The sequence below is a fragment of the Clostridium akagii DSM 12554 genome (genome assembly GCF_000686725.1).
Taxonomy (GTDB): domain Bacteria; phylum Bacillota; class Clostridia; order Clostridiales; family Clostridiaceae; genus Clostridium_I; species Clostridium_I akagii.
Map to the genome: position 1 here is coordinate 1 of NZ_JMLK01000019.1, position 23,250 is coordinate 23,250.

The window sequence follows — 23,250 nt, forward strand, 5'->3', positions numbered from 1 at the left end:
AGGTTCAGGAAATATAGGCACTGCAGTGGGCAAGAAAGTAGTCGAGGCAGGACATGAATTGATTATTAGTAATAGTAGAGGACCTAAAACATTAGCGGAAAAGATTACTGAAATTGGATTGAAGGCTACAGCTGGAACAGTTTTGGAAGCTTCTAAGCAAGAGGTAGTTGTAATAGCGGTGCCATTTGCAAAAATATCTGAGGCTGTAAAGGGATTGCCTAATTGGAAAAATAGAATTGTTATTGATGCTACAAATTCTCCTGAACCAGATTTAGAAACACTGACATCCAGTGAGACGGTATCAAAAGCTCTACCTGGTGCAAGGATAATTAAAGCTTTTAGTTCACTATATGCACCATTTATAGACGGAGAAGTTAACGGTGGCAAACGTGTTCTATTTTATGCTGGAGATGATCTAGAAGCAAAATCCATAGTTAAAGGATTATTCGAACAAATGGGATTTTATCCTGTTGATCTAGGATCTCTTGCAATTGGAGGCAAAATGATGCAATACGTCGGTGGACCACTTTCGGGAGAGCATTTTACACAAATTGAAGAGTAGTATACCTATTATAAGGAGGTTATATAAATGATAAAAGGGATTTGCATAGACAATATTGCTATCGACTGTAAAGATGGGGTTAAACTCCGTGATTTTTATGCTGAACTTCTCGGTTTGGAATCTTTTATAATGTATGATTTACCAGCTTTACGCAGTCAATCAGGTCTTGTGTTATTTTTTAAGGAAGATGCAGACTTTGAATATGTTAAACCTGTTTGGCCTGAGGAGATAGGCAAACAGCAAAAACAAATGCATTTTGGTTTCCAAGTAGATGACTTGCCTAGTGCTGTATTACAAGCAGAAGCATTAGGAGCTTGCAAAGCAGAAAGCCAGTTTGGTGGGGATTACCTTGTTACTATGTTTGACCCCGAGGGTCACCCATTTTGCCTATCCGCAAAATAAGTATAATCAATCGAAGAATATCAAAAGTATTTTAAACATTAGAGACTGTAAACAAAAAAACATCTAGAGCCCTAGATGTTTTTTTGTTTACAGTCTCTATTTAATTTTAATATATCTTCAACTATATCTGCTATTGTAACACTCTTGAGTTCCATCTCCATAGCTGTCTCTGTACGATGTAAAACTCCCTCAAGAACAAAATGAATTTTTGATCCTACAGCACAGGTGGGATCGGAATCTTCATGTATCTTAAATAGTTGCCCTTCTTTAACAACCTCAACTGCTTTATATACATCTAATAAAGTTATATTTTCTACTGGCTTCAAAAGATTAGCTCCACCGCCCCCTGCATTAACACTAACTAATCCAGCTTTTTTTAACATTCCTGTAACTCTCCGAATAACTACAGGATTTGTGTTTACACTGATAGCGATAACTTCTGAAGTAAAAACTATATCTTTGCCAATATCCAACATGGATAACATGTGAACTGCAACAGAAAACCTACTACTTATTTTCATATTTTTAGCCTCCAATCGTAATCATTGTAGTTACATCCGGTACAATTGTCAATAGCTTTATTTTGGGGCTAGTTTTTATATTCCCAATTTTTTAATTGCCCACTCTGCCATTTCCCTTACCTTTTCATTGCTATCATTGCATGCCTCATAAATGAATTCCTTATACTGCCCTTTATAGTCATTTACCATTGAATTGATGGCATTGGTCTTAAATTTCCAAGCATCTTCTTTCTTTATATACCAAAACTTAGAACTCATTACATTTTCTAAATATTCATAGTCCATTTTTAAAATTTTCTCAAGGGATATATGTTGGCTAAGCTTATCTAAACCCGGAAATTCTTCTGATTCGCTCCAACGCCTTATGTTTTTTGGACAAACATCTTGACAAACTTCACAGCCAAAAAACCAATTTCCCATTTCAGCATTAAATTTTTCATTAGGCAAATCCTTGCCCCCAAATGTGGTAAGGTATGAGATACACGATGTTGGATTCATTGTATAAGGAGCTGATAAAGAACATGTGGGACATGCTTTCACACACAAATTACATTTTTCAGAACAAGCGTCCAGTGTTGGTATTTCTATTGATTCAAGCTCTTTATCAATTAGCCATGCTTCTAAATACACCCATGAACCGGATTCTGTATAAAAAAAATTGTTTCTGCGAACTAAACCAAGTCCAGCTTTCATTGCTGCCCAGCGTAGTGAGGTAATACCGAACTTCCTTTCAGTTTTAGCTTTAAGTCCCATTCCTTGCATATGGGCTTCAAATTTTAGACTATACTGAAAATCTTTAGAATTCTCATCTATTCTACTATCTGTTAAATAATATTTTGCAATTAAACCTTTTAGGTGCTCTGGTATATTATATTTGCCATATTGTCTTACACATATAACAATGGACTTTGCCCATGGATATGTATCATTCAAATTAGTGAATCGATAAAGGTTTTTATAAAAAGGCTCAGTTTCTGGAATATTCTCAATTCGTTCATTAAGCTTTTCCTCATAACCAGCTATATCAGATATCTTGATAATTCCACACTTTTCATAGCCCATATTAAGTGCTGCAGTTTTTATTTGTGATGATAAAGTATCCATTTATTAAGCACCCCTCGTTAATTAATGAAATTGTTATAGTGTACATACACGTTAATGATTTCATTAAGATATTATCATTTATATATAAGGCTGTCAAGCATAAGAAAATCTCTGATTAGTCTTATATATAAATGATAATAATTAGATTATTATACCTTCAAAATGATCCATTTCATGTTGAATTATTTGTGCTGTAAATCCATTAAACACTTGCTTTTGCTTGTTAAAATTTCTATCAAGATACTCCACCTCTATTATTTCATATCTCTTTGTTTTTCTAGAGCCAATTAAAGATAAACAACTCTCCTCTGTTTCATAAAGCTTTTCTTTTTTAAATATAAATGGATTTATCATAGGCACAATAAGGTTTCCCACAGTAAATACCAATATACGTTTTTTTGCTCCAATCATATTACCAGCTAGTCCAACACAATTATCTAAGTTTGCACTTAATGTATCTATTAAATCATCAATTACTACTATATCTTTTTTAGTTGCCTCTTCTGATTTTTGTCCTAAAAACAATATATCTTTTACAATTGGTTTTATCATAGTTTATCTTTAGTGAGAGAGTGTATAATAAGTACCAAACTCCCGCTAAAACTCACCCCTTTTCTTTTTATACTGTTTTATGTGTATACTATGTTGATAAATGGTCATATTAAAAAAAATTAAGAATTAATTGTTACTGCATTGAAGAAATATCATAGTAAATGTTTTATTATACTTTACAGATGTAATTTTACATGGTTTTTCGCCCTACGTAAAGGTATACCTTTGCGTAGGGTTATTAATTTGGTAAATTAAGCAATTTTCATTGCCGTTTCTGTTCCATTACTACTTGAACCCCAATAAGCAATAAGCAATAAGCAAAACCACCCATATCAATCTTCGATAAAACCTATTTTGACTGAATTCATTCAACATGTTATACTCGTATCTATCATCAAGTTGATGAATCAAATTTATATGGAGGCTATATATGAAAAAAAAGACTGTAATCATTACAGGTGGTAATTCTGGGCTGGGGTATCAATGTGCACTGAACATCGCAAAGAATGATCCTGACTATCATATTTTACTGGCCTGCCGGAACCTAAAAAAAGCTGATACGGCTGCTGAAATGCTAAAAAGTGAAACAGGCAATCCCAATATATCCACAATGGAGTTGGATTTAGCATCGTTGTCATCAATTCGTATGTTCTATGATGCTTTTTCTAAAGCAGATTTGCCACCATTATATGCTGTGGTTTGCAATGCTGGAATTAGTGCGGGTGGTGTACCGGGTGAGAAATACACAAAAGACGGGTATGAAATGATATTTGGCGTAAGTCATTTGGGACATTTTCTATTGACAAATCTGCTATTGAACCTCATGGGTAAAAGTGGACGCATTGTTTTCGTCAGTAGCGATATGCACAATCCCCCTCCGTTCTTTCGGCTTAAACTTGTGTATGATAATGCGAAGGCTATTAGCGCTCGTAGCTCTGGGATGCTCCAATACTGTACTTCAAAGCTGTGTAACATATATTGTTCATACGAGATGGCAAGGCTACTAGCCACAAAGACTGACAGGCAAATCACAGTTAATGCGTTTAATCCAGGTGCCATGTCGGACACCAATTTTATACGGATAGAGGGTAATATCCTTTTACAAGGGATTATGAGAGGTTTTTCTCGCGTTATGGGAGTCATCGTCGGCAAACCAAGTTCTTCCGTAAAATCAGGTGCAATTTTGGCTTCGCTTATAATTGAACCTGCATTAGCTGAAATGACCGGAAAATATCTGGATAGAGGCAAGGATATAAAATCATCCCTTCTCTCCTACAACAAAGATAATGCCAGGGAACTTTGGAAAACGAGCATGGAACTATCTAAATTGAGTCAAAGTGAGACTATTTTCGGACAGTAAACAGTAGAAATAGCAAAAATGACGTAATTAAGGAGTGATAAGATGACTAGAATAACAAAATCAGCGGAGGAACGACGTCAGGAAATTATCGACATCTCTAAGAAGTTATTTAGTGAGAATGGCTTTGATAAAACACAGGTGGCTGATATTTCCAAGGAGATGGGAGTTGCACAAGGACTAGTTTACCATTATTTCAAATCAAAGATGGAAATTTTGTACGTTGTAATTGATGAAATATCAGGCGAAAATGAGGAAACAACAAGGCAAATTATATCTGAATATCATGGTTCTGCGTTTGACTGTCTGAACATGATTTTCATGAAACTCATAAACAAAGAAAAGTTAGACAAATATAGCACTCTGTTTTCGAGCCTTAAGGAAGATCATGGCGTAATGGAATATGTCAGCAAAAGGATGTCTATGTCAATGGAGTCATTTTCAATTTCTCTGATTGAACGAGGAAATGCCGACGGTTCTTGGAATTGCGAATATCCGAAAGAAACAGCGAGATTTATTTTGCAAGGGTTAAACGGGTTTATTGGCTCATATCCACTAAATCAAGATGTAAATCAAAAAAAACAAGTACTTAACAGTATTGTTTTAAGGGCCCTGGGTGTTCATTCTCCAAAAGATAGATGACAACTAAATATTCTGCACTGAACCATAAAAGACAGATATTGGAGTGGTACCTCCAACATTAAAAAATGCTTGAAGTTAACAGTAAGGGTGCGTTTTTTCCTGATAACCCAATAATGGGTTATGTCGCTAATATTTCATGTTGGTGTGATTCAGAGAAATGTTGGCGAGACTCTAGGTTGTTGCGGCCATGAAGTGGAACGAAGTAAAGCCTGAAAAGAAAGAAAAAATAATTGTTAACGTAGATAAAATCTCAAAGAAGATATTAAAAAACATCGGTAAAGTTAAGCCGACATTCAAATCGAAGTTTATGTTTGACATTATGAGAATGCAGCAGATGGAATAAACGGTAGTTCTAATAGTACAGTAAAGTAAAATACTCCACTTCTAAAGCGTAAAAAGCCATAACCCCACTGACAATACAGTGGGGTTATGGCTTCCCTATTTGCTTTCTAAGAACAATTATTACGATTTTATCTAAACTGATTAAAACAACCTGCTTAAAAGACTGTAAGCCACAAATGTAATTCCCAGTTCTCTTGCAATAGGCAAAATTTCCTCAACATCACGACTCCAAAGAGAATATTCAGTTTGTAATGCAGAAATGGGATGCACTGCATGTGCTCGCCTAATAGTAGATGCATTTGCTTCACACAGACCAAGATAACGTACCTTACCTGCCTTAACTAACTGTCTCCTCAATTGGTATATTAGGATCTACTCTGTACTGATAATACAGGTCAATGTAGTCAAGACCAAGACGCATTAGACTCTCATCGATTGCTTTTTTCACGTGGTCCGGGTGTCCACCGATAAACTCCCAATTGGGTCCAAATGAAAATTTAGTAGCGACAATTGCCTGCTCTCTTCGCCCTTTCAAAGCTTTGCCTAAAAGCTCCTCGTTATGTCCGCTGCCATACGTATCAGCAGTATCAGCAGTATCAAGCATCGTTACTCCAAGATTCAGACCTCGATGAATGGTCTTAATAGACTCTTCATCGTTTATGGTACCATAAATGCCAGGAGACATTACCATCAATCCCAATCCAATAGAAGAAACAACAAGCTCACTGTTACCAAGTTTTTGTGTTTTCATTTAAATCAACCCTTATTTATTAACTTCTATATATCTCTTAGCATGCACAGTATACATAATCAAAAAACGGGGGTACGCTGATGAAATTAAAATTGCTATGCACTGTAAGTGAAGATTATGCTCATAATAAAAAGTTATCCTTTTGTATAATTTCATCAACTGTTTCTACTATACTTAATAACGTCGTATTAAGAAAGTATTTTTTACTATAATCCATCACTTTAAACTCATCTAATAATAAAACACAGCGTTCACCCATCTGGCAATCCAGCGGACGCATTTTGTCACGTTTCATTATAGTTTCTTCATCAGTTATCAGTATACATAATTTTATCTTTGTATTTTGAAACCTATTTCTTATGTATTCTATGTCTCCAGGTATACATATATAATTAAAAACCACATCGTATCCTCTATTTAAAAAATTCATAATTAAACCTATACAATTTTCCCAAAACACTTCTAAATGATTACCTTCAAGCCACGGTTTTACATAGCCACCATGCACCAAGTGGTAGATGTCGTCTCCTTCTATAAGTGCTGATTTTTCCTTTTTTTCTGCTAAGTTTTTAGAAACTGTTGATTTCCCTACACCCGCTGGACCTGTAATAATATATAAACAGCTCATTTATTTCCCTCCATTATTAAATACTAATATTCTTATATCATCATACCTGTATTAATATGTACCATCGCGACGTAAGCTACGGAGAATATGAAATTCCTAAGCTATAAATCTCTTCTCATCAAACTAAAACTCTGACCTGTTGGACCAACCAATGGTTTATTTGCTATAAATAATGCAAGATTTGTGACATCTTCTGGTTCCTTAATCCATTCACTGCCAACTGAAATTGTAATTATTTTACCTCCACCTTGTTTCTTTAAATAAGGGATTGCTGCTTTAGATGTATAAAACACTCCTGTAATAACTGCAACTTTGTTTTCTAAATGACTAAACATAAAAACCTCATTATTACTTAATAGTTTTACTATACATTGATTCATTGAACTGATTAAAGTAGTTCTTACCTCGGATAAACCAATAATCAATAATCAATAAATTTGCCATCTTTATTTTACATTGCAATGCCTAGGAATACTGCTTTCACAAGGTACCCCTGTTTGACATTTCCCACACCCATATCTTGGTTTGTATTTTTCATATGTTTTGTCTAAAAAGTCAGAACATATAATGTGATTTTTACCCTTATCTATAGTTATTGCATTAGCTGGACATTTTTTAACACAAGCACCACACCTTGAGCAATAATCATATATATTTTCATACTCTCTTTTCCTCGGTGACAAATACAATTCTGTGATGATGCTGCCAATTCTTCCTGACATACCTTTTGATGTTATTAAACCTTTAGAAAGTCCAAATGTTCCAAGCCCACCAACAAAGGCAGCGTGTCTTTCTGACCAAGTGCTTGTAAATGTTGCCTTAGGATGTTGAGAATTATTATTAAGTGCAGCATTAGACCAGAATCTTTCATCCTGAGTAGGAACTAGAGTCTTATATCCAGCATTTATTAATTCTGACTTTAGATATATACAAAGCTTGTTTATAAAAGCTTGACCTTCAATACGTCCATGCAACCATTCTTCAGAAGGCCATACTTTTTCACATCTATTTCCCTTTTTAACTACTTCACTAAATGGTAAAAAGAATGAAATAACAGACTTTGATTGTGGTAACCATTCTTTGGGTCTTAAGAAATGTTCTCCAATCACAGTAGGTTCTTTAAATAATGTGAAATACTCATCATCAGAAGCAGCAAATCCCAAAATTGGTGCTTCAAAAATTTTCATCCCTGCAACACTTTCAGAAATAGCAATTTCATTTGATACATAATTGTCCTTTGAGTTTTCAACAAAGTCCGATGCTATTTTTATTAAATCCTGCTTATTCATATCATACCTCCAGTTGTAATTTTCATTTTGTAATCATTCCTTTATATTTATTTTCCATAGTATAATTATATTATTAAATCAAAATAATACTAGTACGCAATTTATATTGACTTAGCATACACTGTACGATAAAATCACCTATGTAATAGCTATTTTCGATGAGGAGATATTTGGGAAAAGAAATTGAATACGAGCAAGATAGTCAGCCAAAAATGTAATGTAGCCTTAATGTTGAAAACAAAGGAGAGATATTATGACAAACAAAGTATTAATTTCCGGTGCGAATAAAGGGATTGGTTTTGAAACTGCCCGCCAATTAGGTGAACAAGGTTGGTCAATCTTATTGGGAGCTCGTAGTGAAGAACGTGGCTTAGCAGCCGTGGAGGAGCTCAAAGCAGGTGGTGTGAATGCGGAATGGATCAAAGTAGATTTGAATGATGTGTCAACTATTCATGCTGCTGCGAAATATATTAAAGCCAATCATGCCGACTTAAATGTTTTGATTAACAATGCCGGTATCCCTGGTGACATGCATAAGAGTGCTTTAGATTTTACTTCCGTTGAATTACGGGAAGTTTTTGATGTGAATTTCTTTGGAAACTTTGAAATGATTAAAGCCTTTACCCCAATATTAGCGGCTAATAATGGGCATATCTTGAATTTAAGCATCCCAACAGTTGCTAATGATTTCTTTGCACCTTTCGCTTATATGACTAGTAAAGCGGCATTAAACTCAATGATTGCGGCTTTTGGCGCATACTATACAAAAAATAATATCACAGTTGAAATATTTGGTGTGATGCCAGGTGGGATTACTACTGACTTGAACGGAAATACGACGGGACCATTCATGAAGACTCTTCCGCAAGGTGGTAAGATCATTGTTGACCTCTTAACTGATGGAAAGCATCACCAAGGAAAGGTATTGAACGAACATGGCGTGGCTATGGATTATGAAGCTAATTACTTACTAAAAGCATAAACCCAAAATAACTAACGCGTTAATAGGTTTATTAAGTAGATTTATTTTTTAGACTATGAGTATGAGCGTGAAGTAAAAAAATATCGTTTTAGTGCTTGTGAACTCCCCCCTCATTTCTTTGAGTTATGAGGAGGTTTTTCCTGCCCTCAGACGGAGGTGAACCACATGGACAGATCTCGACACCATGAATAATTGCAAAACAATGACACAAGTTGACGGATACCGAGCCGCGAAAAAGGTCCGTTCTAAGAGTATCGCCAAAGTGCCGAATAATGCGAACCAAAAATCTGTGCCTATCGTGCCATAAGTCAACAACTGCCGTACCAACATTATGGCACAGCAATTGTTGACTTACAGTACAAAGAATTTCAGCCAGCTCGGCATCGTTTCTGCCTGAACAAAAGCGTTTGATATTAATACTAAAGGACGGCCCTCAAGAGAACACGAAATCCGAGATGCTCGTTGCGGTCGGATGGCGCGTATCCGTATCGCATGGTAGTCCGACAGGCGAGTACGCCGGGGTTGCCCCAACTGCTGCCACGGTCGACCCGCCACGAGCCGTTCTGAGGAGGTAAGAAGTCTCCACTGATGGACCGCGGAAAACCTTCCTCATCCCACCAATCTTCGACCCACTGGAAGACGTTTCCTGCCATATCAAGTGCGCCATATGTTCGTCTACCGTCTGCCCATTGCCCATCATAATTTTATCCCCAGGACACGATGCATCAAGAAAGTTTGCCTTCTTAGTATCCCACACATTCCCCCACGGGTACTTTCGGCCATCGGAGCCTCGTGCCGCCTTCTCCCATTCGGCTTCGGTCGGCAACACGAGCCCGGCCCATGTACAGTATGCCTTCGTGTCGTCCCACGAGACCATGATCACCGGGTGACAATCCTTGTCCCCATCTAACTTGTCCTCGAAGTAGGCCTTCTCTGGATCGACTCTACCTGTCACGGTGCAAAATACCTTGAATTGCCCACGCGTCACGTCGTTGCGACCGATCCAATAGGAGTGCTCCATGGGATGGATGTGCTTCGGCTTCTCCCAGTCGGGTGCGTCCGAGTCGTCCGTCCCCATGACGAAGTCGCCCTCCGGCACCGCGACCATCTCCATGTCTGAGCCGTCCGGCAACCGGAATAGGTAGAGTGGCACCTGCCTCCCGTCTGCCGCCGGAACGTTTCGGCCCGCGAGCCGAAGCCCATCGGGCAGCTTTTCCTGCTTATTTACCTGAATGATTGACTTCATAGTATTCACTCCTTTTTTGTATTTTGTTTTGCTGCTGTTGTACTTCTATTGTAAATTCAAGGTTATAAAAAAACACCTCCGTTTAACTTACAGCCTTATCATAAGGCCATAATTTAAACAGAGGTTAAACGGAGTTTAAACAGAATGTAAACTGAAAACTATTTTGAAACGGCAGGGTTTTGCCGAATAGGAATACGGACTGTGAACTCCGTTCCTTTTCCTTCCGTGCTTTCTACTTCTATGCTGCCGTTATGCATTTTGACGATTTTCTTAACGAGCGACAGCCCCAATCCATTACCGCCCAATGCGCGGTCACGAGATTTATCCACCTTATAAAAGCGTTCAAAGATATGAATTTGATCTTCTTTCGAAATTCCTATGCCGTTGTCCGCAATCGCACAATATATCTCACCGTTTCTTTCACTAAGTGTAACCTTGATGATGCCCTGCTCCGGCGTGAATTTGATCGCGTTATGCAATAGGTTAATCCAGACCTGACTTAACAAGTCCTCATTCCCACTTATATGAATTTTTGCAAGCGATACGTCCGGTGAGATATACTTCTCATCCCATTGTGGCTCCAACATCAGCAATACGCTCTCGATTTGTTTATCCAACCGAAAATCTTTCATCTCAAAAGCTGTTACATCTGCTTCCAGCATTGATAATTTCAACAAATTTTCGCTGAGATTGGAAAGCCTGCGACTTTCGGTTTCTATGATGGCGGCGTAATGCAAAACATCTTCCCTTGTCACGTTCTCATTTCGCAACAGTGCTGCAAATCCGCTGATGGAGGTGAGCGGCGATTGGATTTCATGCGATACGTTTGAGATAAAAGCCTGCCGAAGCTTTTCCATAGAACCAAGTTCCTGCGCCATTTTGTTGACGCTGGCGGCCAATTCGTTAAATAGCTCTGTCTCATTCACGGGAATGGAAACAGCAAAATCACCTTGCGCTATTTTCTTCATTGCCTGCACGACATCATTAACGAATTCTTTATGCCCATCATGCTTGCGCCCTCGTATTTTAGACATGACGTAGGCTGTTACAGCAATAAGACAAATACCTATTATGGGGGACAGTATGTGCGAGAACAATTCGGATGGTGTGCCTGTTGCGAGGAATATCCATTTTGAAACTGCATATCCCAAAGCTAAATAGCCGCATAACGTGGCAATGGCAACCGTAATACCTAGAATTATCACATAATGGCCATGTCTTTCTTTGTTCATTCCTCCACCTCCAAGCGGTACCCCAAGCCCCTGATTGTTATAATCTTGAAATGAAACTGTTCCGCCGGGAAGCGATCCCGCAAGCGGCCTATATGGACGTCCAGCGTTCGTTCGTTGCCGTCAAAGTCGAATCCCCATACATCTTCAATAAGTTGGTCGCGGGGGAAGGTTCTGCCGGGGAAACCTGCAAGCTTAAACAGCAGTTCAAATTCCTTCATTGGAATGTCTGCTTTTTTACCATCTGTTGTAACGGCATAGCTGTTTCTGTCCATTATCAATGCGCCGATTTTCAGCATTTGAGATGAAGCGATTTTGTATCGTTTAAGTAAAGCGCCTACCCTTGCCACAAGCTCCGCATTTTCAAACGGCTTGACCAGATAATCGTCCACACCAAGCTCGAATCCCTTTACCTTTTGGCCGATTTCATTTTTTGCCGTCAGCATAAGAATCGGCATATCCATATAATAACGACGGGCGTGTGCGCAAAATTCAAAACCATCCATATTTGGCATCATGATATCAAGCACACATAAGTCTACTTTGGTTTCGCCCAGCTTTTTCAAAGCGTCGCACCCGTCAACTGCCTCCTGTGTGGCATAACCTTCATCTTTTAGTAAAGTTCGCACAAGTTCACGAATATATGGGTCATCATCAATAATCATTATGGTATTCATTTTGCGCCTCCTTTTTGCCAAATTGAAAATCACTTTATTTTATCAGCCAAATGTAAACGGAGTTTAAACTGATTTGTAATGATTATTTATAATAAGTTTTGAATTGTATAAATGCACTAACTATTTCTGGATGTGTTTAATTCAGAACTTTTATGCGCATCTTTTATATCTTTAAGAGGCGGTTGGCCGAAAGCCCTACGATATTCCCTACTGAATTGCGATGAGCTTTCATAGCCAACTTGCAAAGCAGCAGTAGTTGCATCCATAGAACCACTCAGCATGAGTCGTTTTGCTTCCAAAAGGCGGAGCTGCTTCTGATACTGCAAAGGACTCATTCTTGTTATAATTTTGAACTTATGATGTAATCCTGAAACACTCATATTACATAATTTTGCAAGTTCATCAGCGGTAAATGAACGTGAGTAATTTTCTTTGAGCCATGAGATAGCTTTGCCAACTCCATCGGATTTTTGGTCAAAGAACACTTGTTGGAAAAATAAATGCCCATAGTCTCCTGAGAGCAAATTAAAAATCATCTCTCGCTTGATAAGCGCAGACATAAATCGGGCTTCTTTGGGTTTATCAATAAGCCTAAGAAGTCTGATAAATAATTCTAAAAGGTCAGTATCGGGTTTACCAACAAATGCTCCTGTTCCGAGTTTTCTATCCTTTGGTTTAATGCTAATTTCAGCCTCTATCATTACAGAAGCAATTTCTTTCGTTGTAAGATCAATACGCAGCCCTATATAAGGTAAGTTATCTGTAGCACCGATAACTTGTGTAGATGCAGGTATATTAATCATAGAAGTTAAGTAATCACCTGCGTGAAAACTAATAATATCTGTACCTACATGAACGTTCTTTGTTCCTTGAAGATTCAGACAAAATGAGGGAGTCAAAACACATGGCCTTAGCAGAGTTGGATAATTGTGTCGGTCAATAAAAAGAAATGGCACGATTGTTTGAGTACTTCCATCTACAACAGTAATATTCTCGGTCATCATAATGATTTGATCAAATATCTTCTGAAGAGAGGTACTTTTTTTAAGTGCATTCACGGTTTTTAGTTTTTGCTGGGACATTCATTTATCACCTAGCCTTTATATATAAGTATTTATTTATATAATGCATTATTGTCTTAAATTATATCCTTTGTTGTGCCCGCATTCAATACAGTACAATAATATAAAATTACACGCATTTGCAGCTTTAGGCAATTTTTGTGCAGTATTAGTATATATAATCTTATGTTTTTAGTTGATAATATACCTAAGGACATTTTCAAGATTTAGAGGAATTGCCTATAGGTCCTGGATATATTCTAATTAGCCAGTCTTATTGATTGTGCAAATTAGGGTTATCTGATTTCCACTCAGTGAAGTAGATTCATTGTTATTTATTTACTTATTTAGTTATTAAAAAAGCTCACTTAAAATTCATGAACAGTATTTACTAAGCACAATATTAAAATATAGTTTCAAGGAGGAATTTATGGTAACACAACAAATTTCTATTGGCTCAGGTTTTGGAGCTTACACAACAGCCGAAGAGGTCATTCAAGGTTGCGATTTGAGTGGGAAAATAGCCATCGTTACTGGCGGCTACTCTGGCATTGGACTTGAGACCACGCGAGTACTACATAATGCCGGCGCCAAGGTCATTGTTCCAGCACGTAATCGTGAAAAGGCTGTAATAGCGTTGCAGGGATTAGATAGTGTCGAAATCGAAGCGTTGGACCTGTTCGACACTACTTCGATAGATGCATTTGCTGAGAAGTTTCTTGCCTCTGGCCAGCCATTACACATTTTGGTGAATAGTGCTGGCATTGGAGGTGGCAAACTAAAGCGAGACTCGCGAGGATATGAAGAACATTTCGCAACTAATCATCTGGGACATTTTCAGCTAGTATATAGGCTTTGGCCGGCACTTTGTCAGGCACAAGGTGCACGGGTAGTATCAGTAGCGGCATGGGCACACAGTCGATCGCCTATAGTTTTTGATGATCTCAATTTTGAACACCGTGACTATAATCCAATGAAGGCTTATGGCGAGTCTAAGACTGCCAACATCTTATTCGGGGTTGAAGTTGATAAGATAGGCAAGGACAAGGGTATACGTGCTTTTTCACTTCATCCAGGTAGCATAGTAGAAACAGGACTGTCAAACGATATTTCTAAAGAGCAACTGCAAGCTTTAGGATTAATCGACGAGAACGGAAAGGCTATCATTGATCCATCAAAGAATATGAAAACGGTGGAGCAAGGAGCAGCGACCAGTGTGTGGTGTGCAACGAGTCAGCAGCTTGATGGAATGGGAGGCGTTTATTGCGAAAATTGTGATATCGCGCCACTGGCAGAGGATGCATCTATAAATAGTCAAGTTGGATCGATGGCTCTTGGAGTGATGCCTCATGCAATTGATTCAGAGTCTGCTGATCGCCTCTGGAGACTGAGCGAACAATTTATATTTGAAGGAGGACAAAAATTATGAATTTGAACAAACGTAAACTTGGAAGTCAAGGACTTGAGGTTTCATCTATTGGTCTTGGTTGTATGCCAATGAGCCAGTCTTATGGCCCAGCAGATGAGAGGGAATCTATAGCCACACTACACGGGGCCATCGAGTTGGGATGCAACTTTTTCGATACAGCTGAGAACTATGGTCCTTTCACTAACGAGGAACTGCTCGGCAAAGCATTTAAGGGTAGGCGTGACCAAGTTGTAATTGCAACAAAGTTTGGCTCTATTATCGAGAATAATAAGATAGTCGGCTTTAGCAGTCGACCAGAGCATATTCGTAAGGCTGTTGAGGGGTGCTTACGCCGCCTTGGCACCGAATATATCGATCTGCTTTATCAGCACCGCGTCGATCCTAATGTACCAATTGAGGAAGTTGCAGGCACTGTAGGTGATTTGGTTAAAGAGGGTAAAGTAAAATTTTTCGGTCTTTCCGAGGCAGGCACTGCCAACATCCGCCGTGCCCATGCTATACATCCTGTTTCAGCGCTACAGAGCGAATATTCGCTTTGGGAACGAAATCTGGAGCCAGATGTAATCCCTGTTCTACGCGAGTTAGGCATAGGGTTAGTGACATTTTCTCCACTTGGAAGAGGTTTTTTAACCGGAGATATAAATCGTGCGGAAGAGTATCCGGAAAGTGATACCAGACATTCAGATCCCCGCTACCAAGGCAAAAATTTCGATGCAAATGTAAAAGCCGCACGGATAGTACACGATATTGCTGCAATTAAACACGTAAAACCTGGACAGATTGCGCTTGCATGGCTACTGCAAAAGGGCAATGACATCGTTCCAATTCCAGGAACCAAACACTTGAAACACCTAGAAGAAAATGTAGCTGCTGAGGCTATCATGCTTGATATTCCACAAATGGAGGCACTCGATAATGCTCTGTCTACCGGAATGGTATCAGGCAAGCGTTACCCCGATTGGATAATGGCTACGATTGATCGATAAATTAGTAAGTTACTGTTTCAGTAGCAAGTATAAATACGTAGACAGGTGTATCAATATAAGAATATATCAAGGTGCTTTTAAGTCAAACTTCACTTAAAAGCACCTAATCTTTATTTCAAAGAAACATTGATCACTAATAGAAATTTAAAACACCGCATTATTCATAAATGGATTTTGGGGTGCTTTTACGTCGCATCCCAACTTTAACAAATTTGAATTCAACACTTTATTCTTGCAAACTTATAAATACTTACTGTATTCTCAAGTTGGAAAAGGATTCTCTAATCCCAACACTCTTGGCCATAAGCCTGTGTTGTCAATAATAAATCCCATTATCATTACCATATGACAGTGAGTTAAGCATATGATAAATATGTTTCCAAAATGGCATGTCACAATAAATTACCTTTGTGACATAAGATGATAGGAATATTATGAAGAGAATTTCACTTTACTAAAATATTTTCTTTGAGATAAAGTGTATATTAATACTACTATTGAAAATATAGCATTTCCGTAAAAAAGTTGATTTTTATATTGTTGAGACAAACAAATACTCACCACTAGAAAATATACAGTGTAAATTATCATAAACCAATATCCCCATTTTTGAAGTCGCAAATATCCATAAGACATTAATAAAAATACAACAACCACTGAAGCTCTCATTATATTCTCAGGAACATTAGGCATGCCAAATCTAACTGCAATCCCAAATTGTTGTGTAGCATTAGTAAATAACGTTACTATTAAAGCAATTGCCCCCAATATATAGAAGTATCCAATTAATGTTATACCTATAGGTCTTTTTTTATCCATACATATACTCCTATCAGTCCGTGATTTTTACCCTTGTTACGCAAGATAAGAAAATTTTGAAGCATTTCTATGAAAATATTTATTATATCCTAAGAGTTTTTTAGTTGAAACACCAAACAACATATATTTCCAATGATCCATATACTTAATATTCCATAATATTAAGTATATTTATATAGCCGTCCAAATCAATATCTATATATACTTGAATACATCTAGCGGTTTTTCAATTTGCTTAAATTTCTCGTTTCTACCTGATGGTTGAATAGTTCCCTCTTGCAAATACCAAACTGCTTGGACTGCATTCATTCCTAGTTCTCGAATCACATAATTCCCCAGAATAGCAATTATTCTTTATAAGAATAATTGCGAGGACTTTTAAAAAGAGTTATTAAGGTTTTATACATATCAAAGATTACTACTTTTATCATAAATACACCAACTCATCCTTTTTATAAATTACCACTCGTCTGTTAATAATCTATACTTCTCAATAAAAGAAGATATGGAATCAATTATAACTACCTATTATCACATCAATAAATTACTATTTATTGATGTGTCTTGCATCCTTCATATGTGGCATTAAATTACGATTGCAACTCAACTAATTGTAATTATATCATTAATATCCAATTAGCTCCATAAAATATAAAGATAAATAATTAACTTTTCTCTTCCCTTTAGGCAGTTCTCTATTTCTTCATATAATTTTTTAACCTGAATTTTATTTTGATCAATCTCCATTACTGCGTCGCCTTCACAGCTTAATATATCCATTAGCGAAATTTCATTACTCTCTGAATGTTAGATGTATAAACTAATGGTAATTATATCCGATTTAAAATGGTTACTCACAAATAAAGAGGATTTTTACTTTATAATTTGTATATTTATTGATTATTTAACTAACTAATCTTATTTTTCAATATCAAATTACATATTCTCGGGTAGGATTACAGTGCTGATTGTCCAATACGCTTGAGGATACTAGTCCGAGGTGCATCACGCAACATTGAAGTAGCATCTTTCATCCCGGATTTTGCAGCACTCATGTGAGTATGAAAGGCTTCTATATTTTCCCACTCTTGGGTTGAGTAAAAGGTCCCCGGGTCATTGCTATCTTCAAAGATTTCATAGCCCAAAAGCCCAGGCTTTTCCGTTGTCGCAATCGTTGTTGTAAAAGCCTTTCGTGCAGCCTCTTTCTCGCCGTCTTTGGCATGAATTTCGATGAATATCGTTACAGTATTGGGACATTTGTTGCTATCATTTACTGTATTCATATAATCCTCCTATTTTTCTGATTTAACTTATTTTTATGAAATATTATGTCACTGGGCATACATAAAAATGCAAAAAATTGTTCGACATACAACTTATCGCTAGCTAAATCATCTTTAATTCATTAGCAAGTCTTATCAAAGTAAATACTTATTGAATTTGGATGACAGTTTTCTCATTGCTTGAGTAGTTTGATTTATGAGTTCCAGATCTTCATCATCAAGGTTACTTAATAAGCCAGCGGATGACTTAATTAACTCTTCAGCTGTTTTTTTAAAAAAACTTTTTCCCTCATCTGTAAGCCGAATTAGGAATATTCTTCTGTCACGAGTGCTGGTTACACGTTCAACATAATGTAGTTTAACAAGCTTATCAATTAAAACTGTTATATTTGGTTTTGTAACATGGAGGATTTCACTTAAATCACTCATTGAAAGTTCTTTTCCATCTATCAACTCATGTAAAATTACAAAATGTGTTCTAACTAGTCCTGTTTTATTTAGTTTGTCATCAATAAATTTAAGGGCTTTACTGTTAAATTCATGAAAAACATTTGAAAATTCCTTAAGCATTAATAATATTTCATCGTCTTGCACATTATTCCCCCCTTCAATGATTTCTACAGCTGACGTTGCGTTGTAATTAGTTAAGTACTTAATAGTTAAGTACTTAACTAATTACAACTTACTACTAGATTTAGTAAATGTCAAGATATAAATAATCGTATAATAAATTTGTTCTTTTTTAGACTCTTATTATTAAGTTGCTTAACCAGGTTTTTATGAAAAAAGTTATATATATTATCACAAGTTAGCAAAACTCTACCTGTAATTGAGATTGCATTTTAATTTTTTACTTTCCTTTTACTATTTTCTGTAATCCTTCCTGATGAATGGTTCTTCAATACTTTCAGAAATAAGTAATTTGTATTTCTGAGGCTGGCGGTATGCGTTGCCATGTACTTCACGACTTCTATACTCTCTGATTTCATCAATAGGAAAATCAGCTATATAAATTTCCTCTCGTTCACCAGCTTCAATAATAAGCGTATCTCTTGAACCAAAGTCAGAAGTTCTGTACGCAATCCCATCAAATGCAGAAGAATGACCATTGCAATCAGGTTTGCCTTTTGGATAATTTACGGTTGCAATGCCCACCATATTTTCATATGCTCTTGCCCGCAACTGTGAAATGCGATTTATCTCCATAGGGCAAGCGTTTGGTACTAAAATAATCTCAGCGCCTTTTAGCATAAGAATTCTCGCACTTTCTGGAAATTCCCTATCATAGCAAATCATTGAACCTACTTTCACATTGCCTTGCGCAGTGTCTAAATCAGCAACATAAAAATCATTGCCTGCTGTTAATCGGCATTCATCGCCAAAATCACAGGTATGTACCTTTGCATAGGTAAGTACATTGTTTCCCAAACGATCAAACAGGCAAAGGGTGTTCCTTGGTAATGGATCATACTTTTCAAGAAAGGTTATTCCAATAGCCATATTAAGATCTTTTGCAAGTTTACTAAATGAATTAACAAAAGTACTATTAGCAGATACAGCGCTTGCTTTCAATTCAGCAATATCTTTAGGAATATTATAGCCAACGCTCCACATTTCAGGAAACAATGCAATGTCTGCACCCATTTCCTTGGATTTTCTGCAATATTTCAATCCTTTTTGTATGTTGGCGTCTAAAGTATCTTCAGGCATAAGCTGCAATAAAGCTACTTTCAGATTTTCCATTGTAAAATCCCCCTTCAAATTTCTATTTATTTTACTTCTTCATATGTCATTTTTTTCAATTTGCACATAACTATCCAACCTATAAACGTATTCAGGTATCACTGAATAATAGGATTTGCAGAATCCTTAATAAGATGCATTAAATTAAATGTAACTTCTTCTGTGACAAATGGCTTGGTGTCAAGATAATTTTACAATTTATCAAATGGTATCATCATAAACAGTTCCCATCCATGCCACATCATGTATTTCGGCGAAAGATAACTTCATTGATGGCCTACATTTTTTCTGAACTTATTTCTAATTTTAGCATTTTTTACATATAAAAAGCTAGCACTAACACTTAATTTATAAATAAAATGTTAATGTTAGCTTTTATTTATTTGTAACATTTAATTGGTTAAACAGTTTTTTAGAGCTAGTTTTTCTATCCTTGACACATAAAATCTTGAGATTCCAAGCTGTGCTGCAATTTCTCTTTGAGTTTTAGGATTTCCATCGTTTAGTTTAGGTATTATGTCATAATCTGAAAATGATGCCACGTAACTAGTGAAAGTAAAAATACGAACAATGTACTTTGAAAATCGAACAATACAGTGTTGAAAATATCCATTTTATACAAAAATAAGAGTATATTGCTATGTAAATATGATATAATTACCATTAGTTAAGTCATATTAGTAAATTAAGTAGAACTACAGATTATTTATATAATACTTTGCATTTAAATACACCTAATGTAAAGAACTTCTTCCAACTCCTTGATATAATTATTACACGAGGTGAGGTTATGGATTGACAGAAGTGCATGAGGCTAAGGTACCTTTAAGTTAGAAAAAGTGATATAAAATATTTTAATGGGAACTTGAAAATCAATCACCGGTGAATGCCGAGAGACTATTTAATATTAATGGAGGGTGTCTGCATGGACAATAAATCTGATTATAGAACAAACATTATAGGTGCTGGCGAGGTTGGCTGTGCCATCTCAGTCGACATGGACAAGAGTGCTATTCATAATACAAACAGCTTCTTTTGGGATACAAAAGGGAATGATGCTTTAGGAACAATCGCACTTCCGCTTTATGGAGCGTTTGTTTCAGAAGAAAAATGCCAATTTTTCGACGATGTTTCAAGAAAAAAGGTGCTGGAGATAGGCTGCGGAAGTGGTCAATCCTTGCAGTATCTGGGAGAACACAAAGCATCTGAGCTGTGGGGTATGGACATATCAGAAAAACAAATTGAAAAAACAACACGACGTTTAACTGAATGTGGTCTTTCAGTTAAATTGATTTGTTCTCCCATGGAGGAAGAATGTGGTATACCAGAGAATTATTTTGACTATGCTTATTCAGTTTATGCCATAGGCTGGACTACCGACCTTGAGTGTACTTTTTGCCGAATTGCTTCTTACCTTAAAAAAGATGGCATATTTATTTTTAGTTGGTCTCACCCTATACATAAATGTGTTGCTATAGAAAATAATATGCTTGCTTTTAAAAAATGTTATTTCGATGAATCTTGGTATTCGGTATCTCTTGATGGAAGTGCACTATCATTATCAGATCGTAAACTATCAACCTATGTGAATGCGTTGGCAAAGGCGGGATTTATCATTGAACAAATGATTGAGGAATCTGATGATGACATTATGCGGAACAAAAACAGCGATTTTGCAAAAAAAGCAAAGATGCTTCCTGTAACTTTTGTAATCAAAGCAAGAAAACTATAAGGGCACGATATAAGCATAATCTACAGTAAACTTAATGCACAATATTCAAATAAAACGTCACAACTATAAAAACTGAACAATTATTTAAAACACCGCATTATTCATAAATGGATTTTGGGGTGTTTTAATGTCGCATTTCAAAGACTAACTGTTCATTTAAAAACAGTAGTATTAATCCACGCTAAAGTAAAAGGTGGTGAAAAGTACCTATCTTAGCCACTTTATTCAATTGAGTTCATAAGCTTAAAGAAATATTTTGCATCTTGAGTTTTATAAAGATTGTACCAAGAATCTAGGGTTTGTGGTGAAAACACTTCTAGAATTCTCAACATATGCAAAGCAAATTCAAGGGGAGCTATTCCAGAAGCAGTAATCAAACATCCATCAGTTACTACACATTCCTGCTTATAATACTTCTCTCCATCATAGCTTGGACAGACCATTTTAAGATACCCCAGGTCATTGCTTGTATGATCTCGCTTATTCAGTACTCCACCCATAGCAAGTCCTATTGTAGCACCACAAATTGCCCCTACAACAATACCTTTCTCTAAATATTTTTCAGCTATTCTTATAATGGGAGCATGAATTGCTTCTGTCCATGTATTCCCACCTGGTAGAATCAACGCAGCAGTATCTTTAACACTACACTCCTTAAGTTCAATTTCTGGCAATATTTTCAGACCTCCCATTGTAGTAATAGGGTTCTTGTTAATTGCTACAGTTACTATTTTTAGAGGCATTAATCCCTTTTTGTAGTACCTTCCCGAATTGATTTCAGCGCTTAAATAACCTATTTCCCAGTCTGCCATTGTATCAAATACATAAAGATATACTATATTTTTCATTTTCTATTCCCCCACATTCATTTTATTGCTACTATTTATTACAGGATGGTTTCAAACTCCATCTTGACCTATTATATATTATCTTTACTGACAAATTCGGTCAGTGAAGATAATGAGTCATCAAATCTTTAAGAATTGATGCCATAGCAGCTTTAAAACTATTTGGTTCAAGCACCTTTATTGATTTACCATATGGAAGTAGAATATGAGGAACATAGGTATGGATTGAGTTTTCATCCATTAAAAAATTCGCTCTACATTCAGTTCGTTCTATCAGATGATATCCTAAAAACCAATGTGCACAAAGGTCATTCAATGCTTCTGATTTGCCCTCAATTACTAAAGTGCAAAGTCCTACTTTGCTTTCCAGATTTGATAATAAGTTTTTTGTAAAAAACTCACGCGCCGAAAAAGCTTCAGGACGTTTAAACGTATTTTTAGTGCTTATAATATTTACTACTCTATCTACCCTAAAGCTGCGAATTTCATTCCTAAGATGGCAAAATGCAATAACGTACCATTTATCGTTCCAGTAAAGCATCCCGTAGGGGTCAACAACCCTATGCTTGGGATGACCTTCATAACCTGTACAGTATTCAATTTCCATAGAGCATTCATTTGCAACAGCTTGCTCGAGTTCCATTAGTATTGGTTTGACAGCTGGATCGCAAATACGGCTCACTACTTCAAATCCAACTAAATGACGATTGAGAACTTTTTCTTGTTCTTGATTGGAAAACATCTTTAACTTCGATGTTGCACTATTTAGTGATTCCATAAAAGGATATCCTGATTCCATTGCAAAAACAGCAGCATGCAAAAGTGATTTCTTCTCTTCAAGATCAAAAATCAGGGGTGCTCGGATAAAATTGTTAAGCAAACTATATCCGCCGTTATGACCAGGCTCCGATATTATTGGCACTCCACTAACACACAGTGCATCCATATAACGATAAACTGATCGTATATTAATTTCTAACCTTTCGGATATTTGCTTTGCAGTTATTTTTGTACCTGAATTCAGCATCCATAAAATTGCTAGCATATTATCATTTTTTGGCATAA

General features: G+C 36.6%; 26 protein-coding genes and 4 pseudogenes. 9 read left to right on the forward strand and 21 right to left on the reverse strand.

Annotated features, from left to right (window positions below):
• Together BR66_RS0111015 and BR66_RS0111020 are read left to right on the forward strand one after the other, a co-directional pair.
• A partial coding sequence (locus tag BR66_RS0111015) for an NADPH-dependent F420 reductase (RefSeq protein WP_035796049.1) occupies window positions 1-562 on the forward strand: 562 nt, incomplete at its 5' end.
• A 27-nt stretch (window positions 563-589) separates the two neighbouring features.
• Window positions 590-964, forward strand: coding sequence for a VOC family protein (locus BR66_RS0111020; protein ID WP_026882996.1), 375 nt, complete (start codon window positions 590-592; stop codon window positions 962-964).
• A gap of 71 nt (window positions 965-1,035) precedes the next feature.
• Here BR66_RS0111020 and BR66_RS0111025 read toward each other — a convergent pair whose 3' ends face one another.
• The 3 genes from BR66_RS0111025 to BR66_RS0111035 all read right to left on the reverse strand — a co-directional run bounded on the left by BR66_RS0111025 (window position 1,036) and on the right by BR66_RS0111035 (window position 3,141).
• Entirely contained in the window at window positions 1,036-1,485 is a 450-nt protein-coding gene (locus BR66_RS0111025; protein ID WP_026882997.1) for an Rrf2 family transcriptional regulator, read from the reverse strand.
• A 75-nt stretch (window positions 1,486-1,560) separates the two neighbouring features.
• Window positions 1,561-2,589 carry an epoxyqueuosine reductase gene (locus tag BR66_RS0111030; protein WP_026882998.1) on the reverse strand — a complete coding sequence of 343 codons (1,029 nt, stop codon included), beginning with the start codon at window positions 2,587-2,589 and terminating at the stop codon, window positions 1,561-1,563.
• A 141-nt stretch (window positions 2,590-2,730) separates the two neighbouring features.
• Complete coding sequence (locus tag BR66_RS0111035) at window positions 2,731-3,141, reverse strand: peptide deformylase (protein ID WP_026882999.1); 411 nt, start codon at window positions 3,139-3,141, stop codon at window positions 2,731-2,733.
• Window positions 3,142-3,571: 430 nt separating this feature from the next.
• On the opposite strand from BR66_RS0111035, the gene BR66_RS0111040 reads away from it, so the two are divergent.
• From BR66_RS0111040 to BR66_RS25695, 3 genes are all read left to right on the forward strand, one after another.
• Window positions 3,572-4,501, forward strand: a complete 930-nt coding sequence (locus tag BR66_RS0111040; RefSeq protein ID WP_035796051.1) for an SDR family NAD(P)-dependent oxidoreductase — start codon at window positions 3,572-3,574, stop codon at window positions 4,499-4,501.
• Between the two features lie 42 nt (window positions 4,502-4,543).
• Window positions 4,544-5,140, forward strand: coding sequence for a TetR/AcrR family transcriptional regulator (locus tag BR66_RS24810; RefSeq protein WP_051624198.1), 597 nt, complete (start codon window positions 4,544-4,546; stop codon window positions 5,138-5,140).
• 187 nt (window positions 5,141-5,327) lie between these two features.
• Complete coding sequence (locus BR66_RS25695) at window positions 5,328-5,483, forward strand: hypothetical protein (protein ID WP_156946282.1); 156 nt, start codon at window positions 5,328-5,330, stop codon at window positions 5,481-5,483.
• Between the two features lie 140 nt (window positions 5,484-5,623).
• On the opposite strand, the pseudogene BR66_RS26415 reads toward BR66_RS25695, so the two are convergent.
• The 4 genes and pseudogenes from BR66_RS26415 to BR66_RS0111070 form a co-directional block, all read right to left on the reverse strand.
• Window positions 5,624-6,233: pseudogene (locus tag BR66_RS26415) on the reverse strand (aldo/keto reductase).
• Between the two features lie 121 nt (window positions 6,234-6,354).
• On the reverse strand, window positions 6,355-6,861 hold the full coding sequence (locus BR66_RS0111060) for an AAA family ATPase (RefSeq protein ID WP_026883001.1): 507 nt from the start codon (window positions 6,859-6,861) through the stop codon (window positions 6,355-6,357).
• Between the two features lie 101 nt (window positions 6,862-6,962).
• Complete coding sequence (locus BR66_RS0111065; protein WP_026883002.1) at window positions 6,963-7,196, reverse strand: hypothetical protein; 234 nt, start codon at window positions 7,194-7,196, stop codon at window positions 6,963-6,965.
• Window positions 7,197-7,307: 111 nt separating this feature from the next.
• On the reverse strand, window positions 7,308-8,150 hold the full coding sequence (locus BR66_RS0111070) for a 4Fe-4S binding protein (protein WP_026883003.1): 843 nt from the start codon (window positions 8,148-8,150) through the stop codon (window positions 7,308-7,310).
• Window positions 8,151-8,403: 253 nt separating this feature from the next.
• Here BR66_RS0111070 and BR66_RS0111075 point away from each other — a divergent pair, with 253 nt between their 5' ends.
• The gene (locus BR66_RS0111075; protein ID WP_026883004.1) at window positions 8,404-9,132 is read left to right on the forward strand and encodes an SDR family NAD(P)-dependent oxidoreductase; all 729 of its coding nucleotides are present in this window, start codon (window positions 8,404-8,406) and stop codon (window positions 9,130-9,132) included.
• Window positions 9,133-9,551: 419 nt separating this feature from the next.
• Here the strand turns inward: BR66_RS0111075 and BR66_RS26805 are convergent, their stop codons facing one another.
• The 5 genes and pseudogenes from BR66_RS26805 to BR66_RS0111095 all read right to left on the reverse strand — a co-directional run bounded on the left by BR66_RS26805 (window position 9,552) and on the right by BR66_RS0111095 (window position 13,366).
• Complete coding sequence (locus BR66_RS26805) at window positions 9,552-9,785, reverse strand: formylglycine-generating enzyme family protein (RefSeq protein WP_423219380.1); 234 nt, start codon at window positions 9,783-9,785, stop codon at window positions 9,552-9,554.
• Window positions 9,786-9,883: 98 nt separating this feature from the next.
• A pseudogene (locus BR66_RS26810) lies at window positions 9,884-10,378 on the reverse strand (formylglycine-generating enzyme family protein); the annotation flags it as partial.
• A gap of 158 nt (window positions 10,379-10,536) precedes the next feature.
• Window positions 10,537-11,610, reverse strand: coding sequence for a sensor histidine kinase (locus BR66_RS0111085; RefSeq protein WP_035796053.1), 1,074 nt, complete (start codon window positions 11,608-11,610; stop codon window positions 10,537-10,539).
• The gene (locus BR66_RS0111090; RefSeq protein ID WP_026883007.1) at window positions 11,607-12,284 is read right to left on the reverse strand and encodes a response regulator transcription factor; all 678 of its coding nucleotides are present in this window, start codon (window positions 12,282-12,284) and stop codon (window positions 11,607-11,609) included. The genes BR66_RS0111085 and BR66_RS0111090 overlap by 4 nt, the downstream gene beginning before the upstream one ends.
• A gap of 116 nt (window positions 12,285-12,400) precedes the next feature.
• Complete coding sequence (locus BR66_RS0111095; RefSeq protein ID WP_026883008.1) at window positions 12,401-13,366, reverse strand: AraC family transcriptional regulator; 966 nt, start codon at window positions 13,364-13,366, stop codon at window positions 12,401-12,403.
• A gap of 409 nt (window positions 13,367-13,775) precedes the next feature.
• Between BR66_RS0111095 and BR66_RS0111100 the strand changes: the two genes are divergently transcribed.
• Both BR66_RS0111100 and BR66_RS0111105 read left to right on the forward strand, forming a co-directional pair.
• Window positions 13,776-14,774 carry an SDR family NAD(P)-dependent oxidoreductase gene (locus tag BR66_RS0111100; protein ID WP_026883009.1) on the forward strand — a complete coding sequence of 333 codons (999 nt, stop codon included), beginning with the start codon at window positions 13,776-13,778 and terminating at the stop codon, window positions 14,772-14,774.
• The gene (locus BR66_RS0111105; RefSeq protein WP_026883010.1) at window positions 14,771-15,760 is read left to right on the forward strand and encodes an aldo/keto reductase; all 990 of its coding nucleotides are present in this window, start codon (window positions 14,771-14,773) and stop codon (window positions 15,758-15,760) included. The genes BR66_RS0111100 and BR66_RS0111105 overlap by 4 nt, the downstream gene beginning before the upstream one ends.
• 432 nt (window positions 15,761-16,192) lie before the next feature.
• Here BR66_RS0111105 and BR66_RS0111110 read toward each other — a convergent pair whose 3' ends face one another.
• The 7 genes and pseudogenes from BR66_RS0111110 to BR66_RS25195 all read right to left on the reverse strand — a co-directional run.
• On the reverse strand, window positions 16,193-16,579 hold the full coding sequence (locus BR66_RS0111110) for a hypothetical protein (RefSeq protein ID WP_026883011.1): 387 nt from the start codon (window positions 16,577-16,579) through the stop codon (window positions 16,193-16,195).
• A gap of 195 nt (window positions 16,580-16,774) precedes the next feature.
• Window positions 16,775-16,906 (reverse strand): hypothetical protein, encoded by a 132-nt coding sequence (locus BR66_RS26645; protein ID WP_278246809.1) that lies wholly within the window; start codon window positions 16,904-16,906, stop codon window positions 16,775-16,777.
• A gap of 327 nt (window positions 16,907-17,233) precedes the next feature.
• A pseudogene (locus BR66_RS25190) lies at window positions 17,234-17,380 on the reverse strand (RNA polymerase sporulation sigma factor SigK); the annotation flags it as partial.
• A gap of 155 nt (window positions 17,381-17,535) precedes the next feature.
• Entirely contained in the window at window positions 17,536-17,862 is a 327-nt protein-coding gene (locus BR66_RS0111125; protein WP_026883012.1) for a putative quinol monooxygenase, read from the reverse strand.
• 135 nt (window positions 17,863-17,997) lie between these two features.
• Entirely contained in the window at window positions 17,998-18,456 is a 459-nt protein-coding gene (locus tag BR66_RS24815; protein ID WP_051624199.1) for a MarR family winged helix-turn-helix transcriptional regulator, read from the reverse strand.
• Window positions 18,457-18,726: 270 nt separating this feature from the next.
• Window positions 18,727-19,581, reverse strand: coding sequence for a carbon-nitrogen hydrolase family protein (locus BR66_RS0111135; protein WP_278246810.1), 855 nt, complete (start codon window positions 19,579-19,581; stop codon window positions 18,727-18,729).
• Between the two features lie 416 nt (window positions 19,582-19,997).
• Window positions 19,998-20,111: pseudogene (locus BR66_RS25195) on the reverse strand (sigma factor-like helix-turn-helix DNA-binding protein); the annotation flags it as partial.
• A gap of 419 nt (window positions 20,112-20,530) precedes the next feature.
• On the opposite strand from BR66_RS25195, the gene BR66_RS0111140 reads away from it, so the two are divergent.
• On the forward strand, window positions 20,531-21,337 hold the full coding sequence (locus BR66_RS0111140) for a class I SAM-dependent methyltransferase (protein WP_026883014.1): 807 nt from the start codon (window positions 20,531-20,533) through the stop codon (window positions 21,335-21,337).
• Between the two features lie 221 nt (window positions 21,338-21,558).
• Here BR66_RS0111140 and BR66_RS0111145 read toward each other — a convergent pair whose 3' ends face one another.
• Both BR66_RS0111145 and BR66_RS0111150 read right to left on the reverse strand, forming a co-directional pair.
• Complete coding sequence (locus BR66_RS0111145) at window positions 21,559-22,185, reverse strand: type 1 glutamine amidotransferase family protein (protein WP_026883015.1); 627 nt, start codon at window positions 22,183-22,185, stop codon at window positions 21,559-21,561.
• A gap of 100 nt (window positions 22,186-22,285) precedes the next feature.
• Entirely contained in the window at window positions 22,286-23,248 is a 963-nt protein-coding gene (locus BR66_RS0111150; RefSeq protein WP_026883016.1) for a helix-turn-helix transcriptional regulator, read from the reverse strand.
• Window positions 23,249-23,250: the final 2 nt, after the last annotated feature.